This is a genomic window from Bacillus sp. FSL K6-1338 (assembly GCF_038006965.1).
In the GTDB taxonomy this organism is placed as follows: domain Bacteria; phylum Bacillota; class Bacilli; order Bacillales; family Bacillaceae_G; genus Bacillus_A; species Bacillus_A thuringiensis_S.
Genome location: NZ_JBBOWI010000001.1, coordinates 1005356 through 1021239 on the forward strand (window position 1 = coordinate 1005356; position 15884 = coordinate 1021239).

Genomic DNA, 15884 nt, shown 5'->3' on the forward strand with positions numbered 1-15884 from the left:
TTTTGAATTTAAAAATGCAACATCTGGGTTATATTGTAAAATATTTACTTTATAAACATTTGAATGTGATATAATTTTAATAATAATATTACTTAGGAGGATGATCATCATTCATACACTTTTAGGTATTATTGGGGTAATTGTTTTACTAGCTTTTGTTATCCATCCCCGGCGTCCCAGACAAGCGTGTCCCTCTAAAAAATAAACTCGCAGTAATCCTTCCATTGATTGTTATAGCCGGTTTCATTTCCTTTTATATATGATTAAAATAAGAACTTATCAAGTAGAAGTATATATATTTTTCTACCAATGTGTAGTTCCACTAGGAGGTTGCTTATAATGAGATTTCATAAATACACAGTAATGCTTATGTTTCTAGCCATCGGCTCAAGCAATGACTTTTAGGTGTCATCACTGCTATTGTCCTCTTGTTAATCGCTGCATGGACCATACAGACGACCAACATAAATAAATTATTGTATTTCTCAATAAAAAAAAATAACTTAACATAGTAAAATAATAGTTGGATAGGAGTCTAATACATATTATTAAAATTAAAGTGGTTCAAGTCGGAGGAAGGCACCTTAGGGTGTCTTTTCTTTATTTTGCTAATGAATAGCTTGTCCTCTTCTATATAACTCTTTAAAATATAAAATGTGCCATCTTTGCCCTTCCCTTATGAAGGGAGGGACAGGAATGAAAAAACGTAAAAAAAAGGCGACCAAAAAGACAGAATCCCAGTCTTTCGTAAGTAATCTAGCATCGTGGACGACAGTACTGAGAAATATTCATTACTTCTTCACGCAAAGCCAGTTTGTAAAACATATAATTCAATTCATCAAAGAACAAATTGGAATGTAAAAAAGTGCTGCTATGATTAGCAACACTCAACTCAAAAACTAAAGTAGATCGAACACTGAGCTGAAAGTACTGACCATACTTTCTTCGCACAAGACCAAAGTGATTTAGAAGCGGCAAAGATGTCAGTGTTCTATCTTCTACTAAGATTATATTTTATTTTGTCCATAATAGACCTATATATACGTTAATAAAAAAGAAATACCCCAGCGACCAACCGGGGTATTTCATGACCGATAGGAATGAAAAAACTTGGCGACCAAACCTAGCTTTTGTGTTATTCCCATAAAATTTAAAAACTAAGCAACATCTTGTTGCACTTTTATTTTATCATTATCTTTCTCTTATTGGAATACATTAGATTATTTTTTAGATAAGAGTCCAATACATATTATTAAAATTAAAGAGGTTCAAGTCGGAGGAATGAACTTTAGGGTGTCTTTTTTTTCTAAAAGAGAGTTTTGCTTTCAAGAAGATACATTTTCAATGGATTACTGCCATGAGTATATAGATAAAGTCCATCAAGACATGTATGTTCATGAATATGTAAAATTACATAAAATTTCAGAGAAAAAGAGAGTATACTTTCATATTGTGTAATAAAGATAAAGCCCGCCTACGGAAATAGGTGGGCTTTTTTTACTTATAAAGAAAAGACAACCTGTAAGGTGTCTTCCTTCGATTTGAAACATTTTACTAGGTTAAGTATTTGTGATAATAAACTCTTTTAATTGGAATGAACTGGAGTAGTACATCACTTTATTCTTAAGCATGATTCTCAACAAAAGTGAAGATTTTCATTATCTTTTTAACTACAAAGGGTAATAATTTAGAAGCTAAAAATGCAAGTACGAAAGCAATTCCCCATGTTTTCATCCATGATTTGAGAAATAAAGCTGTATATCCAACATTCATTGAAACCATGACGAAAGAGATAATACTAGATATACCTAAAATCATAAAGATATTAAAAATTATTGGTTCGAATTTTTTATTGATTTTCAAAATTAACACCTATTTTCTATATATGCTTTGCTGCCCAATTTCACCAACATCTAATCTTACAGTTTGAAATCTAGGTTGTCCAGTTTGTTTTACTTTTCTGCAATAGCAATATTATATGGAATAGAGTTTCACCATATTGCTATTAAACTAAAATTTTAAGATTGCACCTAAACGAAATTTATAGTATCGAAGTTCATTTTGGAGAGGGATGTAATACTACATCTTACACTTAAACTGCACATTGCGTATTTTTTATGAAGAAAAGACACTCATATAAAAGTGTCTTTTCCGATAGTTTTTTAGCAGAAGCAAGCAGCTCCAACGATGATTAATAAAATGAACAATACAACTAATAAAGCAAATCCTCCAGCGAAGCCACAGCCACCACAACTACCACCAAAGCCCATAACAGTTCCTCCTTTTAATAGGAAGGGAAAACCAAGGGGTCACTCATGTGTTTTAACGGATTCCATTTACTTTATGCTTTTACGAATGAATGGAGCAGGTCCTTTTCAAAATAGATTTATCTCGCTATTTGCTGGGTAGTAAGACCCCGATTGGTGAGGGCTGATTAAAGTTTCACTTTATTCTTTAAAAGCGAATAAATGAAAAAAATATCCAAAAATACAGATGAAAATCCGCTTTTATACCTTGCACTAAAAGAATACTAACATTATATATTATAAGGAATACTTGTCCTTAATTGTAAATGAAAGGGGGGAATTGGTATGAGTTATGGCTATGGTCACCCTCCAAAAAAATGCTGTGAACATCATAATGAAACTTTATCAACGGGTATATTACGTAGACATTCCGCTACGTTATTTCTTACTGTGGATGCTATGAATGTTGATCCAGATGATACTCGTAGAGTAACTGTTGAAATGTTTGATTGGTCATCTGGTTCTCCGGTATTGTTACCATTAATAGACCCTTCAACACAAACATTGCCACCTAATCAATATGTTACTTTTCGTTCAGCAGCTCTTCCTCCAGCACTGTTTGCTTATGAAGTAAGAATCATTCGTCCGAAAGATAGAGATGTTGTTACGAATGTTTTTGGTCTTAGTGCAATCGTATTTAACCCACAAGAAGGAAATAATGTTTTACAACATGATTTAGCAAAATTAGACCTTAAATAGATCTTATAAAAGTCTATTTATTGGGTATGATTAAACAAAAGAGTAGGATGTAATCCTACTCTTTTTTTAATGTTAACTAGAATTTTAAAAGAAATCCTTCATCATTTTAGTATCTTTAATATTCACTATCACACTTTCTACCTTATCTTTCTTCTCATCTTTGGCAATTGTAATTTGTTCCTTATTATCAACCCAAACAAGAAACTCTTCTTTTTCGTCATCTTTATATGTAACGGTTATAGTAGAATGCACAGATTGTTTCTTTTTTTGATCTAAAGTGATAGTTTTAGGTGTTCCATTTTGAACTGCTGAAACGATAGATTTTATCATTTCTGCGTTATCTGTTTGAGATTTGGACGTAGTATGATTTGTTGTTTTCAGTATTTCAATGTCGGTAATATTTGCGGAGTTTAATTGAAAGGTATTTTGTGTATGTTCTTGCTTAACTTGTGAAGCTTTATCTGTAACCGAGGTACTTGTACAACCTATTAAAGTGAAAGATAGAGCGGTTAGAGCGCATATAGATATGATTTTTTTCATATTATCCCTCCTTACGTTCAATTATAACAATTTTCTGTTAATTTAGGAGGTTATTGTAAGGAGAAGATGTTTTAAAGTGGTAAATGATGTTGTTCATTTTCTATTAAAATTAAAATTCACATAACTTTTTTTGAATTTTATGTTTAACATTTCGAAAATAGGTGTACTACATATAATATAACAAATAATTCATTTTAAAGGAGGATGTTAAAGATGGAAACGAAGTATAGTAAACCTTTTGTATATGAATTTATTACGGAGAAAGAGGTCATGAATGCGGCAAATGATCTAGTGAAGAAAGGAATAGAACAAAAAGATATTTACGTGTTAACACATGAGAAAGAGAGGACAGATAGAATCGCAGATAATGCAGACGTGAACACGATTGGAATAAAAGAGGAAGGACTTGGGACAAGCATTATTAACGTCTTTCAAAAAACGGGAGATCAGTTAAGAAATAAGATGCAGGAGTTAGGGCTTAATGAGGAAGAAGCGAACTTTTATGAAGAAAAGCTGGATGAAGGGAAAATCTTGTTATTCGTTAAGGATTTAGAAAGAGTCGGTGAATGGTTACAAGAAAGAAGATGCATGTATTCTATTTAAATTTGTATCCTTTAAATCTATAAATCTATTACGAAAAGGAGATGGGAAATATGAGTGAGAGCGGGCTAAAAGAACAAATTACGGGTAAAGTTGAAAAGAAAAAAGGACAAATAAAAGAAGGAATTGGTGAAGTTACAGAAGATAGAGAGTTGAAAACTGAAGGGAAGTGGGAGAAGACGAAGGGAACTATAAAAGAAAAAGTCGGAAAAGTGAAACAAAAGATAAGCGATGAGTTGGATAATAAAGAATAATACATTTTCATCAAGCTTTGGTTACATACCAAAGCTTGATGAATCCAATATAAAAATAATATAGGAGGTTTAATTGTGGGACTTATTATTACATGTATTGTAGGTGGACTTATTGGTGCGTTAGCTGGAATGATTACAGGGAAAGACTTTCCTTTAGGTATAGTTGGTAATGTAATTGCTGGATTAATCGGATCTTGGGTTGGTAGTGCATTATTTGGTCACTGGGGTCCTGAATGGGGAGGCATCTTTATTCTTCCAGCTTTATTAGGCGCAATCGTCTTTATTTTAATCGTCACATTCTTCTCTAGAATGCTACGGAAAGCGTAAGTATGATAATGAATAGTAATTTTAAGTTTGTTATATATAGTGATAGGGTTAATGAACTGATAAATATACATAAAAAAGCATCCAATTAAAATAATTTGGATGCTTTTTTAATGTAATCTGTATGAAGGTTGCTCGCAATCATCATGTTTATTCAATAAACAATCAGTGAGGATGGCCCCACTGATTGAGATTACACTTTATATTACATATTAAACCATCGTTACTCTTTTACAATTATTTATCCTTACGACCTGCCTTGGTTCTATATGAGATAAGTCCTCGTTATTACCTATATCAACTACAATTGTATTCGTTAGTATATTAATAATGGAACCAACTAACTTTGTAGCATGATCGTGTCGATAAGAAAATTGAACGAAATCTCCCTTTTTAAAGTTGTGCTCTTCCATAGATAGATCCCCCTAAAAATAATGTTTATACATTATACATACACAAATTTATAAGGTTTAAACATTCGGTAGTATTTTTTTTAGTGTTAAGCTGAGAAAGGTGTAGAAAATTTATTTATAATGAAAATAAAAAAATATGTTTAAAACTAATTTTTATGGGTAATTAAATAGTAAAAGTTTGAGATGAGGGGGCGGAAATGATGAATTTGGAAATAAATATTTTGCAAAATGATGTAGGTTATACGGTACAACTTAATGGTGAGATTGATGCATATACGGCATCAGATTTAAAAAATAAGATTATGCCTATTGCAAATGAAAAAGAGGTTCATATTGTAGTAGATTTTCATAACGTAGATTATATGGATAGTACAGGCTTAGGAGTTTTTATAGCTTTATTAAAAGCAGTTAAGAAAAATGATGGGAAGCTAGAGTTTATTGGTGTATCTAAAAGGCTAAAAAGATTATTTGATATTACAGGGCTAACAGAAATATTAAATTTGAATTCCGATTTTGAAAAAGTAGAAAGAAGGTGACTAGGGATGATGGAGAGATTTGAAAAGATAGAAATGAAAATTCCTGCAAAAGCAGAATATGTGGCTATTATTCGTTTAACAATGGCTGGTGTTGCGAATCGAATGGGCTTTGCTTATGACGATATAGAAGATATGAAAATTGCTATTAGTGAAGCATGTACAAACATTGTACAACATGCATATAAAGAAGACGTTGGAGAAATTACAATTGTCTTTGGTCTATATGAAGATCGATTAGAAATTATGGCTGCGGATAATGGAGTTAGCTTTGATTCCAGTAGCTTAAAAAGTAAAGTCGGTCCGTATGATATTAATAAACCAGTAGAACATTTGCCGGAAAATGGTTTAGGTTTATATTTAATCAATACGTTAATGGATGATATACAAATCATGCATGATGAGGGCATGACAGTTTTAATGACAAAATATATACAAAGAGAGCAGGTGGAGAATGATGGAAATCCAATCTCAACCTACAACTCTTACTAAAGAAGACGTTATTAAGCTAATTGCAGACTTCCAACAAAACCAATGTAATGAAGCGCAGGAAAGGTTAGTTGATCATTATAAAAATCTCGTATATTCCATTGCATATCGCTATTCAAAAGGTGGGCCGATGCATGAGGATATTATACAAGTAGGGATGTTAGGGCTCTTAGGCGCAATAAGAAGGTATGATTATTCGATAGGGAATGCTTTTGAGCCGTTTGCAATACCTACAATAGTAGGCGAAATAAAGAAGTATTTACGTGATAAAACTTGGGGTATTCATGTTCCAAGGCGAATTAAAGATTTAGGCGGGAAAATTAAACTTGCGATAGAGGAGTTAACAGATCACCTGCAACGTTCACCGAAGATAATAGAAATTGCAAATCATTTAGGACTATCGGAAGAGGAAGTTCTAGAGATTATGGATGCGAAAAATAATTATCGAGTATCTTCCTTAGATGATGTAGTTGAAAATTCATCTGATGGAAGTTCGGTAGCGAGAATTGAATCTGTAGGTGAAGTAGAGCAAGGATATGAACAGACAGAAAGACGTCTCGTTTTAGAGGATATTTTTAACGTATTAAATGATACGGAAAAGAGTGTTATTCATTATATATTTGGAGAAAATTTAAATCAAAAAGATACAGGAGAACGGTTAGGTATTTCGCAAATGCACGTTTCTCGTATTAAAAGACAAGCGATAAGTAAATTGAAGCAAGCTGCATTTTTAGATACATAAAAATTTTAAATAATTATGTTTAAAACATGAGGAAAGGGGTACTTATTAAGTATAGGAGGAGATATAAAAATGTCACACGATGTGAAAGAACTAATCGAAGGATTGAATGAAGATTTAGCAGGAGAATACTCAGCAATTATTATGTATAACCATAATGCAGCTACAGTTTCTGGTATATATAGACAAGTATTGAAACCTTTCTTTGAATCTGAAATTAGTGATGAACAAGGACATGCCCTATATTTAGCGGAGAAAATTAAGACGTTAGGTGGTACACCTACTACGATCCCTTTACCAGTGAAACAAGTAGAAGATGTTAGAGAAATGTTAGAATCCGCTAGAAAATCAGAATATGAAACAATTAAGCGTTATGAAACGAGAAAAGAACAGGCAGCGAAATTAAATATGACAGAGTTAGTTGTAAAACTAGAAGATATGATTGCAGATGAAACAAATCATATGGAAGAATTAGATCGTCTTTTAAATGATAAAGCAATGGTGTTAAATTAAAAGTAGAAATTTATACAGTGAAAGAACAAATTCCTATTTCTAGGGGTTTGTTCTTTTGTTGTATAAATATGTTTGAGTACGAAATTTTCATTTTGTAACTGAGTATGTAATACTAGAAAAATAGAAAATGATATTAGATTTACATTTTAAATAAGAAAAGGGGAAATAACTTGTGTCCATTTTAATTGTTGATGATAATCCGGTTAACATATTTGTAATTGAGAAAATTTTAAAACAAGCCGGATATCATGATCTTGTATCGCTCAATTCTGCACAAGAGCTCTTCGAATACATACAGTTTGGAAAAGATTCTTCCAGGCATAATGAAATTGACTTAATACTATTAGATATTATGATGCCTGAAATTGATGGACTTGAAGTTTGTAGGCGATTACAAAAAGAGGAGAAGTTTAAAGATATTCCTATTATTTTTGTTACAGCTTTAGAGGATGCAAATAAGTTGGCCGAAGCTCTTGATATGGGGGCAATGGATTATATTACGAAACCTATAAATAAAGTTGAACTATTAGCACGTATGCGTGTAGCGTTACGCTTGAAATCGGAATTAAATTGGCATAAAGAACAAGAAGAAAATCTTCGGAATGAACTAGATTTAGCTACGCAAGTACAAAGAAACTTATTAAGTAGCCCATTAAGAGAAGATTATATAGAAATTGAAGCAAGTTACTTACCTTCATTTAAATTAGCTGGAGATATGTATTATTGGTATAAAATCGATGGAAACCGCTACGGTATTATATTATTAGATGTGATGGGACATGGTATATCTGCTTCATTAGTTTGTATGTTTATTTCGTCTGTATTACGTGAAACGATTAAATCTTTAGTCGATCCAGAACTTGTCATTAAAGACTTAAATAAATATATGACTCTTTTACATAATGAGAATGACGATATTCCATATTATTTTACAGCGATATATTTAGTAGTAGATACAGAAAAGAGAACGATTGAATATGTAAATGCAGGGCATCCTTCTGGATACGTTTTAGTTGATGAAACAAATATGGTTGAACTAAATCGCGGGAGTTGTGCGGTAGGATTTTTTGATGAAATAAAAGTTGAAAAGACAGTTATACCTTTTGAGAAGAACGCTCAAATCGTATTGTTTACAGATGGTGTTCTTGAAGCAATTGCAAATGATGAATTTGAGGCTGAAGAGAAATTACGTACTTTTACAGAAAGAAAATGGGGAGATTTAGAAGGCGAGATAGAAGGGTTTTATAAGGGAGAACAGAAGAAAGCACAATCAGATGATATGTGCCTAATTATGATACAAACGAATGCAAAATAAAAAGCGTATGAAATCCAAACAGAGGATTTCATACGCTTTTTATCCCGCATTAACGGGCAGTAAGACTCCTACCAAAAAATTAGTCTGAAGCAAAGAAGGTAGGTGGGAGATCAACTGCCCGTAAATGCCCGATTGGTTCAACTAATAATCAGTGGGGGATACCCCCACTGATTAAAGTTTCACTTTATTGTATTTTTTGATAAATTTGTTCACTAGGATTAAATTGGGTATAATGCGTCATTATATTTGAAAAACGAAGAGTTTCTTTATTTCCTAAACATAGAAATCCATTGTGACTTAAGCTTTCATAAAATAGTTGCTGCACTTGATTTTGAAGTTTACTTGTAAAGTAAATTAAAACGTTACGACAAAGTATAATATGAAACTCGTTAAAAGATTGATCGGTTACTAAATTATGCTGTGCAAAAATAATGTTTTGTAACAGTGAAGGGTTAAAATAAGCAAAACGATTATCTGTTGAATAATAGTTAGAAAATGCTTGTGTACCGCCAGCTTGTAAATAGTTTTTCGTGTAAGTTTGCATTTTATTTAACGGGAGGATGCCTTGTTTTGCTTTTTCTAACACATTTGTATTCATATCTGTTGCGTAAATAACCGACTTTTCACTTAATCCTTCTTCGTGAAGTAAGATGGACATCGATAATACTTCTTCACCAGTTGCGCATCCAGCATGCCAAATTCTAATTTCAGGTTGCTTTTTCAATTCAGGAATAACATGCTCTCTTAGCGCTTTAAAAAAGGCAGGGTTACGGAACATCTCAGTTACATTAATCGAGAAATCATTTAATAACTGTTCTAAAACCCCTTCCTCGTGAATTACTTTTTCAATTAATTTTGAAATGGTTGGGATATTAGAGAGCTGCATTCGATTACAAATCCTTCTATAAATAGATGTGCGAGCATATTGGCGAAAATCAAATCCTGATAGTTTAAATACCGCTTCCAATAGTAATTCAATTTCTAAGTTCGTGCGCTCATCCGTATCTACTGATGGATCAAAATTATAATACTTATTTTCCACTCCAACTAAACCTCACTTATTTTATTAACCATACACTCATTACCGAATAGAGTTGATGTAGGTTTAATGGTTTACTTATATAATCTGAAGCGCCAGCAGATAAACATTTTTCCTTATCATTTGGCATTGCTTTAGCAGTTAATGCGATAATAGGTATTTCATGTAACCCTAAGTTCATTCGGATATTTTCCATCGTTTCATAACCGTCCATATTAGGCATCATAATATCCATTAAAATAAGGTCAATATTTGTATTGCTTTTTAGTATTTCTAAACACTCTATGCCGTTTTGTGCAGTAATAATGGTAGCATGTTGTTTTTCTAATGCGTTTTGTAATGCAAATATATTTCGATGATCATCATCGACAATTAAAATGGTTTTCTTTTGGAAGACGTTATTTGTTTCGGGAGTAACTATCGTTTCCTCGACAACTTCAGCAGGAATAACGTCATCTACCGTTGCTGCGACTTCTAAATTGGATAACTGTATATCATGTAATCCATTTGGAAGGTTAGGAATATATACCGTGAAAGTACTACCTTCTCCTAAATTACTCTCTAACGTAATCCAACCACCTAATAATCTAGCAAACTCTTTACAAATAGATAACCCTAAGCCTGTACCACCATATTTCCGAATTGTTGCTCCATCTGCCTGTTGAAAGGCTTCGAAAATAAGTTGATGCTGTTCTTTAGCGATACCAATACCAGTATCTTTTACTGAAATTGTAATCCACTCTTTACTTATAGATTGCATATCATGACTCAAATTGGTTGTTTCTATCGGATTGAAATGTAAAGAGACGGATCCTTTTTCTGTGAATTTAAATGCATTGGATAGTAAGTTTTTAATAATTTGTTCAATCCGTTTTGCATCTGTATAAAACAAATCTGGAATCGTATCACTGTCTTCAATAGTAAATTCGACATTTTTTTGTGCAGCTATATGTAAAAAGTTTTGATGCATATTGGCTGCCATGTCACTTATGTTCGTTGCTTCAAAAATGATGTCTAGTTTGCCTGCTTCTACTTTAGATAAATCTAGTATGTCATTAATTAAAGTAAGTAAGTCTTTCCCTGATGAATGAATGACAGTTGCTAGTTCAATTTCATCATCCGATAAATGATTATCATGATTTTCTCTTAACATTTCAGATAATAGTAAAATACTATTTAATGGTGTGCGTAATTCATGTGACATATTTGCTAGGAACTCTGATTTGTATTTTGAGCTGCGTAACAACTCGCTTGCTTTTTCTTCTAATTCTAATTTAGTAATTTGTAAGTCAGCTGTCTTCTGCTCAGCTTCTTCCGTTCTAGACTCTAATTGTTCATTCGTTGTTCGTAATTCTTCGGCTTGCATTTGTAGTTCTTCAGCTTGCGTTTGTAATTCTTCTGATTGAACTTGCAGCTCTTCTGTCATTGCTTGTGATTCATGTAAAAGAGTTTGAATTCGCATACGTCCCATAATACTATGGATTGTCAAACCTAGATTATCAACAGTTTGTTGAATTAAATCTTGATGCAAGTCTGAAATCTCAGTTACACTTACTAACTCCATTACTGCAATTACTTCATCCTCAAATAAGATAGGGATGACTAGTAGGTTTTTAGGGCGTATTTCTAATAATCCAGTAGTAACGTAACGGAATTCTTCAGGTATGTCCCTGAGAATAAAACTTTTCTTTTCTAAAGCAGACTGTCCAATGAAACCTTCACCCATTTTAATAGACTGTTTTCCAACATCAGGACCTTGACCGGCGAAAGAAGCTTTCTTCACATAGTAGACAGTGTCTTCAATTTCTTCACGAACATAAAATGCACCGCAAGAAGTTTGCGTTTTTTGTATAATTCCACTCAGAATTTTTTTACCTAACATCTCAATAGAAGATACACCTTGATACATTAAAATTAATTCTGCAAGCTCAGTTTGTAACCACTCTCTTTTCGATATTTCGTCTAGTAGGTGATTTGTTGTATGAGCAAGATCTTTTATTTCATCATGTGTATTTACATGAATTCTTTCCGTAATTTTTTCTTTGGAAGAAATGGATTTAATAGCTTGAATTACATTTTTAATCGTTTTTGTAATGGAATTCGAAATATAGAGTGAAACGATAATGGAAATACAAGAAAGTAAGAACAATAAACTGTATAACCAAATCTCTAATTTATTATTTTCAATATCTAATTGTGCAGCTCTTTTTTTCGTTAGTTGCTCCTCAGTGCTACGGAAGTTAGTTAGCTGCGACTGTAATGACTGAATTTGAGTCGTGTCGATTGTTTGTACATTATTACTATTATTATTTGTAATGAGTGGGTGAATCTCTTTATTAATCCAACTAGTAATGTTTTCGTTAATCTGTTTTAATTTTTCTTGCTGAGAGGGGTTATCCTCTAATAAAGAAAAAAGATCTTGATAATGTTTTTCGTAATCCTTTTCTGCAGCGTTAAGGGATTGAACGTAATTTGCATCATTAGAAGTGATAAATCCTTTTGCTTTATTTTCAATTGTTAGTAAATCTTTCTCCACTTGATTCGTTAAATTAAGAACTTTAAAATCGTGATCAATAATAAAATTACGAGATTTTTGTAAACTGGAAATCCCATTGTTTAACATAATGAAAGAAATAAGCAAGAACAAAATGATAACTAAATAACCAGCCATAATTTTGTAACGAATACTAAATTTTGCTTTCGATTTCATCAAAAATTCCTACCTTCAAGATTATTAAAAGTTTTCTATTTTAAAGAATAAAAAACGTAATATATATTATATCAGTTTTCATAAGGCCAAACTAGAAATCCCCCTACTGTATTAGGGGGTTCTTTTTTCATAGAGGAAATCATTTTGAAATATAAAAACATATATGAAAGGTAGTAAACGGGGGAATAGAGGATAACAAACATTCTAAGAAGGAAAGAGTGTTCTTAAAGCTTTTTTTGCATCTATTCCTTCAAAAATAAATAATACAAGATCTTTCTTTTTTACAGTAAGGAAAAAGGATACTAGAGTGCTTAAATTTTTGATTGATGTCATTGTTCCATGTTTACTTATAAACAAATTAGCTTGAAATGTTGTCATTAAAGCATAAAAATGATGAATCTGAGTTATTGTAGGTGTTTCATTATAAGAAATAGTAGTAGAGTGAATGGCGTTCATCGTAATATTCCTTTCCATATAGTGAGCATAACAATATAAACATACCCGTTTTAGAAGATGTTAAACGTATAAATAAGAAAAATATAATTAAAGTTTTTTACGTTTAGAAAGAGTTAGGAAGGGTATACATATACTATAAAGAGATTGACTGAAGATGAATTGTAAGATGTCTATGTTTAGTAGATTAGTCTATCAAAATATACTTTTACTTTAAATAAAAAGGAGCCTGGTATACATGAATGAAATGATGATTGATATTACATTTGATTTAATTTACTTGTTAAGTAGTTCACTTGTAGTGCTTTTACTATTCGCATTTTTCGTAAATGGTTATGTTAATAAGAAGGTTAGTGTATACAGAAATGAAGAAAAATAAAGATACATTATATAAAACTTTAGGAGGTTAATAGTTATGAATGTATATAGAAAAATAGTAGGTGTTTTTAGAACAATTGATGATGCGGCACTCGTTATTAATGAATTAAATGATAAAGGATACCCAGCAGATAACATTTCAGCTATTGCGAAGGATCAAAAGGAAATTGAACACCTGGAAGAAAAATCGGGTGAAAAAGTTAAGAATGAAACTGCACATAAAGCAGATATCTTTTCAGCGACAGGGCTTGTAGCAGGAGGAGTAGCAGGGGGACTAGGTGGTTTATTAACTGGCCTTGGTATACTTGCCATTTCTGGAATGGGTCCAATTGTAGCAGCAGGACCAATCGCAGCAGCTATTGGTGGAGCTGGTATTGGCGGAGGAGCTGGAAGTTTAATAGGAGCATTTATAGGATTAGGAATTCCAGAAGAATATGCTAAAAAGTATGAAGAATATATTTACGATGGAAATATATTAATTTTAGTAGATGCAACATTAGATGATAAGTTAGAAATTTATAAAATATTTGATAAGCATAATGCTTATAACTCTGATTTCTTTAAATAATATTTACTTCACATATCAATTATGCAAAATATAAACATAGTGAATATCGTTTTTTTGATCTTACAACTTTGGCGCGGCCGAGGAGTCGTATGACTATAAGAGAGGAAGGGCTTATAGTAAAAGATCAAGTTCTATCATGTTATTTAAAAGGGAAGAGGTGCCTTTTCGTGATTGTAAAAATATTAAAGGATAGCAGTAATAGCTTCCTTTGTACAGTTCAAAATAAAAATGGAGACCAGTATGTGAAAAAGTGGTTTAGTAAACATAAAAATAATAAAGAATTAGGACGACCAACTTTTAAAGAAGTAGAAAAAGATTGGAAAGAAAATAGAGAATCGTTTATGTATCCCAATATTAAAGCGCTTTATTAAAATGGAACATAATGCGCGTTTTATTATTACAAAACTGTCACATTCCTGTAAGGTAATTCAATAGATTAGATACTTTTTCCATGTCATAATAAAGTCATAAGAAAGCTTATCAAAACTACAACTTATTAGGAGAGTGTCAGTCATGATTGTAACAACAACTTCTGGAATTCAAGGTAAAGAGATTATTGAGTATATTGATATTGTAAATGGTGAAGCTATTATGGGTGCAAACATTGTCCGCGATTTATTCGCTTCTGTTCGTGATGTTGTCGGTGGTCGTGCTGGTTCTTATGAAAGTAAGCTTAAAGAAGCTCGTGATATCGCAATGGGCGAAATGAAAGAACTTGCAAAACAAAAAGGTGCGAACGCTATCGTTGGTATTGACGTAGATTACGAGGTTGTTCGTGATGGAATGTTAATGGTAGCTGTCAGTGGTACAGCTGTACGTATATAAGTAAATAAAAAACAGGCTCACCCCTTGAAGTTCATGCTTTGAGGGGGTTTTTTGTTTTTAAGTTGTAAAAGTAAAAAGAATGGGATTGTATTTCTTAGAAAAATAGAAGTGCCAGTAGCATAAATGGTATTTCGTACAAAAGAGCGAACTCGTTCAAATTATAGAACAGTTTTAAGGGCTAAATGAAAAAGAAACAGTAATGCTACATATATGTAACGTAAGTGCGAATTTTATAATAAAATTGTTATTTGAGATAATGGAAGAATTAGTGGTATAAATAACTTTATAGATAATAATCAAAATAGAGAAGACAGAGTGTTCATAGATGGAATGGTTAAGGGGATTTTCCAATCTGTAATAAAAAACGGAGGTACCGAGAACGTTTTACAGATGTCTGTTACATAAAATTTATAATGGATTGGGGGCAATTTATATTATGTTTTGGTTAGGAGGCTTTTTAGGATACATTGTAGGTTCTATTACTACATGTGCGATACTTTACTTTGGGTATAGAGCCGAGAAAAACAAAAAAGCGAATATGCGAAAGAAAGAGGGGAGAAAAATCAATAAAAAAGGCGTATAGGATGTGGAAGAAAAATTGATAACATTGATGCAAAAATAAAGGACAGTTACATATTTTATATGATTACTATGTACTGTCCCGCTTATTCCTTTTGGATTAACAAAAATTGTTTCCTGTCTTGCTATAAATTTCATAGGCAAAAAAACCAAATAAATAGCCTATTCCGGATCCTAAACTAATGGAAAGCAGTGAGAAATCTGGGAAAAACATGCCGAAAATCAAACCGATTATACAGCCAAAAAGCATTCCTATAGGTATGAAACTATCTAATAACAGTTGAGCCTCTTTTGATTTTTTCTTACCCAATTTGCCATGCTTATATTTATGTTCCAGTCTTTTTATTACAAATACTACAATCCCCCCGACTAGTATAACAGGCCAAATTTCCGAAATTAGCCACATGTTAGAAGCTCCTTTCACCTTTCAATATAATTGTACCAAAAAATTACAATTATAGACTGCTAAACGTACTATCTAGTCTATTTAATAACTCGTCAAAAACACTTTCCGATACGATAAACTTAACTAAATCTATACAATTCAATCAAATTTACACAAGTTAGTGCTTCATCGTGTTCTCGCAGCCCCAAAGGGACGAGGGGT

Annotated in this window: 23 protein-coding genes; 15 read left to right on the top strand and 8 right to left on the bottom strand. The window is 32.2% G+C overall.

From position 1 onward, the window contains the following. Window positions 1-696 precede the first annotated feature (696 nt). Window positions 697-861, top strand: coding sequence for a hypothetical protein (locus NZ044_RS05305; RefSeq protein WP_000746319.1), 165 nt, complete (start codon window positions 697-699; stop codon window positions 859-861). 762 nt (window positions 862-1623) lie between these two features. Here the strand turns inward: NZ044_RS05305 and NZ044_RS05310 are convergent. After that, window positions 1624-1863, bottom strand: coding sequence for a DUF2798 domain-containing protein (locus tag NZ044_RS05310; RefSeq protein ID WP_000700211.1), 240 nt, complete (start codon window positions 1861-1863; stop codon window positions 1624-1626). Window positions 1864-2162: 299 nt separating this feature from the next. Next, a complete protein-coding gene (locus NZ044_RS05315) occupies window positions 2163-2270 on the bottom strand; it encodes a YjcZ family sporulation protein (RefSeq protein ID WP_000505670.1) in 108 nt (35 codons plus the stop codon). A 321-nt stretch (window positions 2271-2591) separates the two neighbouring features. Between NZ044_RS05315 and NZ044_RS05320 the strand changes: the two genes are divergently transcribed. Continuing rightward, window positions 2592-3005, top strand: coding sequence for a hypothetical protein (locus tag NZ044_RS05320; protein WP_016097858.1), 414 nt, complete (start codon window positions 2592-2594; stop codon window positions 3003-3005). An 84-nt stretch (window positions 3006-3089) separates the two neighbouring features. Here NZ044_RS05320 and NZ044_RS05325 read toward each other — a convergent pair whose 3' ends face one another. After that, the gene (locus tag NZ044_RS05325; RefSeq protein ID WP_098505969.1) at window positions 3090-3545 is read right to left on the bottom strand and encodes a hypothetical protein; all 456 of its coding nucleotides are present in this window, start codon (window positions 3543-3545) and stop codon (window positions 3090-3092) included. Window positions 3546-3758: 213 nt separating this feature from the next. Between NZ044_RS05325 and NZ044_RS05330 the strand changes: the two genes are divergently transcribed. From NZ044_RS05330 to NZ044_RS05340, 3 genes are all read left to right on the top strand, one after another. Then, window positions 3759-4148 (top strand): general stress protein, encoded by a 390-nt coding sequence (locus tag NZ044_RS05330; protein WP_053565103.1) that lies wholly within the window; start codon window positions 3759-3761, stop codon window positions 4146-4148. A 50-nt stretch (window positions 4149-4198) separates the two neighbouring features. Beyond that, window positions 4199-4399 carry a CsbD family protein gene (locus tag NZ044_RS05335; protein WP_000004260.1) on the top strand — a complete coding sequence of 67 codons (201 nt, stop codon included), beginning with the start codon at window positions 4199-4201 and terminating at the stop codon, window positions 4397-4399. A gap of 75 nt (window positions 4400-4474) precedes the next feature. After that, window positions 4475-4726: a GlsB/YeaQ/YmgE family stress response membrane protein gene (locus tag NZ044_RS05340; protein WP_000522902.1), complete on the top strand. Its 252-nt coding sequence runs from the start codon at window positions 4475-4477 to the stop codon at window positions 4724-4726. A gap of 209 nt (window positions 4727-4935) precedes the next feature. Here the strand turns inward: NZ044_RS05340 and NZ044_RS05345 are convergent, their stop codons facing one another. After that, entirely contained in the window at window positions 4936-5136 is a 201-nt protein-coding gene (locus NZ044_RS05345) for a hypothetical protein (protein ID WP_000390996.1), read from the bottom strand. Window positions 5137-5333: 197 nt separating this feature from the next. Between NZ044_RS05345 and rsbV the strand changes: the two genes are divergently transcribed. The 5 genes from rsbV to NZ044_RS05370 all read left to right on the top strand — a co-directional run bounded on the left by rsbV (window position 5334) and on the right by NZ044_RS05370 (window position 8725). Further along, window positions 5334-5672, top strand: coding sequence for an anti sigma b factor antagonist RsbV (gene rsbV, locus NZ044_RS05350; protein ID WP_016097861.1), 339 nt, complete (start codon window positions 5334-5336; stop codon window positions 5670-5672). 6 nt (window positions 5673-5678) lie between these two features. After that, window positions 5679-6161, top strand: a complete 483-nt coding sequence (rsbW, locus tag NZ044_RS05355; protein ID WP_098505971.1) for an anti-sigma B factor RsbW — start codon at window positions 5679-5681, stop codon at window positions 6159-6161. After that, a complete protein-coding gene (gene sigB / locus NZ044_RS05360) occupies window positions 6124-6900 on the top strand; it encodes an RNA polymerase sigma factor SigB (protein WP_016078003.1) in 777 nt (258 codons plus the stop codon). Before rsbW ends, sigB begins: the two co-directional genes overlap by 38 nt. A gap of 69 nt (window positions 6901-6969) precedes the next feature. Beyond that, entirely contained in the window at window positions 6970-7410 is a 441-nt protein-coding gene (locus tag NZ044_RS05365) for a ferritin-like domain-containing protein (RefSeq protein WP_000017751.1), read from the top strand. Window positions 7411-7582: 172 nt separating this feature from the next. Beyond that, on the top strand, window positions 7583-8725 hold the full coding sequence (locus NZ044_RS05370; RefSeq protein WP_229145139.1) for a SpoIIE family protein phosphatase: 1143 nt from the start codon (window positions 7583-7585) through the stop codon (window positions 8723-8725). Window positions 8726-8909: 184 nt separating this feature from the next. Here NZ044_RS05370 and NZ044_RS05375 read toward each other — a convergent pair whose 3' ends face one another. The 3 genes from NZ044_RS05375 to NZ044_RS05385 form a co-directional block, all read right to left on the bottom strand. Then, window positions 8910-9767: a CheR family methyltransferase gene (locus tag NZ044_RS05375; RefSeq protein ID WP_118961619.1), complete on the bottom strand. Its 858-nt coding sequence runs from the start codon at window positions 9765-9767 to the stop codon at window positions 8910-8912. 16 nt (window positions 9768-9783) lie between these two features. Then, the gene (locus NZ044_RS05380; RefSeq protein ID WP_000836706.1) at window positions 9784-12474 is read right to left on the bottom strand and encodes a response regulator; all 2691 of its coding nucleotides are present in this window, start codon (window positions 12472-12474) and stop codon (window positions 9784-9786) included. A gap of 204 nt (window positions 12475-12678) precedes the next feature. Continuing rightward, window positions 12679-12930: a hypothetical protein gene (locus NZ044_RS05385; RefSeq protein ID WP_000991351.1), complete on the bottom strand. Its 252-nt coding sequence runs from the start codon at window positions 12928-12930 to the stop codon at window positions 12679-12681. Between the two features lie 235 nt (window positions 12931-13165). Here NZ044_RS05385 and NZ044_RS05390 point away from each other — a divergent pair, with 235 nt between their 5' ends. The 5 genes from NZ044_RS05390 to NZ044_RS05410 all read left to right on the top strand — a co-directional run bounded on the left by NZ044_RS05390 (window position 13166) and on the right by NZ044_RS05410 (window position 15281). Then, the gene (locus NZ044_RS05390) at window positions 13166-13306 is read left to right on the top strand and encodes a hypothetical protein (RefSeq protein WP_001004568.1); all 141 of its coding nucleotides are present in this window, start codon (window positions 13166-13168) and stop codon (window positions 13304-13306) included. A 36-nt stretch (window positions 13307-13342) separates the two neighbouring features. Further along, window positions 13343-13873 carry a general stress protein gene (locus tag NZ044_RS05395; RefSeq protein ID WP_118961620.1) on the top strand — a complete coding sequence of 177 codons (531 nt, stop codon included), beginning with the start codon at window positions 13343-13345 and terminating at the stop codon, window positions 13871-13873. A 167-nt stretch (window positions 13874-14040) separates the two neighbouring features. Further along, window positions 14041-14244: a DUF4028 family protein gene (locus tag NZ044_RS05400; protein WP_118961630.1), complete on the top strand. Its 204-nt coding sequence runs from the start codon at window positions 14041-14043 to the stop codon at window positions 14242-14244. A 142-nt stretch (window positions 14245-14386) separates the two neighbouring features. Continuing rightward, window positions 14387-14698 (top strand): YbjQ family protein, encoded by a 312-nt coding sequence (locus tag NZ044_RS05405; RefSeq protein ID WP_000637513.1) that lies wholly within the window; start codon window positions 14387-14389, stop codon window positions 14696-14698. 436 nt (window positions 14699-15134) lie between these two features. After that, complete coding sequence (locus tag NZ044_RS05410; RefSeq protein WP_000498641.1) at window positions 15135-15281, top strand: hypothetical protein; 147 nt, start codon at window positions 15135-15137, stop codon at window positions 15279-15281. Window positions 15282-15377: 96 nt separating this feature from the next. Here the strand turns inward: NZ044_RS05410 and NZ044_RS05415 are convergent, their stop codons facing one another. Further along, window positions 15378-15683, bottom strand: coding sequence for a hypothetical protein (locus tag NZ044_RS05415; RefSeq protein ID WP_000266264.1), 306 nt, complete (start codon window positions 15681-15683; stop codon window positions 15378-15380). Between the last annotated feature and the right edge of the window lie 201 nt (window positions 15684-15884).

Bases quoted from the DNA above. Each gene is read 5' to 3' on its own strand.
- NZ044_RS05305 (WP_000746319.1), top strand. From the start codon at position 697: ATGAAAAAACGTAAAAAAAAGGCGACCAAAAAGACAGAATCCCAGTCT.
- NZ044_RS05315 (WP_000505670.1), bottom strand. From the start codon at position 2,270: ATGGGCTTTGGTGGTAGTTGTGGTGGCTGTGGCTTCGCTGGAGGATTT.
- NZ044_RS05320 (WP_016097858.1), top strand. From the start codon at position 2,592: ATGAGTTATGGCTATGGTCACCCTCCAAAAAAATGCTGTGAACATCAT.
- NZ044_RS05325 (WP_098505969.1), bottom strand. From the start codon at position 3,545: ATGAAAAAAATCATATCTATATGCGCTCTAACCGCTCTATCTTTCACT.
- NZ044_RS05330 (WP_053565103.1), top strand. From the start codon at position 3,759: ATGGAAACGAAGTATAGTAAACCTTTTGTATATGAATTTATTACGGAG.
- NZ044_RS05335 (WP_000004260.1), top strand. From the start codon at position 4,199: ATGAGTGAGAGCGGGCTAAAAGAACAAATTACGGGTAAAGTTGAAAAG.
- NZ044_RS05345 (WP_000390996.1), bottom strand. From the start codon at position 5,136: ATGGAAGAGCACAACTTTAAAAAGGGAGATTTCGTTCAATTTTCTTAT.
- rsbV (WP_016097861.1), top strand. From the start codon at position 5,334: ATGATGAATTTGGAAATAAATATTTTGCAAAATGATGTAGGTTATACG.
- rsbW (WP_098505971.1), top strand. From the start codon at position 5,679: ATGATGGAGAGATTTGAAAAGATAGAAATGAAAATTCCTGCAAAAGCA.
- sigB (WP_016078003.1), top strand. From the start codon at position 6,124: ATGATGGAAATCCAATCTCAACCTACAACTCTTACTAAAGAAGACGTT.
- NZ044_RS05365 (WP_000017751.1), top strand. From the start codon at position 6,970: ATGTCACACGATGTGAAAGAACTAATCGAAGGATTGAATGAAGATTTA.
- NZ044_RS05380 (WP_000836706.1), bottom strand. From the start codon at position 12,474: ATGAAATCGAAAGCAAAATTTAGTATTCGTTACAAAATTATGGCTGGT.
- NZ044_RS05385 (WP_000991351.1), bottom strand. From the start codon at position 12,930: ATGAACGCCATTCACTCTACTACTATTTCTTATAATGAAACACCTACA.
- NZ044_RS05390 (WP_001004568.1), top strand. From the start codon at position 13,166: ATGAATGAAATGATGATTGATATTACATTTGATTTAATTTACTTGTTA.
- NZ044_RS05395 (WP_118961620.1), top strand. From the start codon at position 13,343: ATGAATGTATATAGAAAAATAGTAGGTGTTTTTAGAACAATTGATGAT.
- NZ044_RS05405 (WP_000637513.1), top strand. From the start codon at position 14,387: ATGATTGTAACAACAACTTCTGGAATTCAAGGTAAAGAGATTATTGAG.
- NZ044_RS05410 (WP_000498641.1), top strand. From the start codon at position 15,135: ATGTTTTGGTTAGGAGGCTTTTTAGGATACATTGTAGGTTCTATTACT.
- NZ044_RS05415 (WP_000266264.1), bottom strand. From the start codon at position 15,683: ATGTGGCTAATTTCGGAAATTTGGCCTGTTATACTAGTCGGGGGGATT.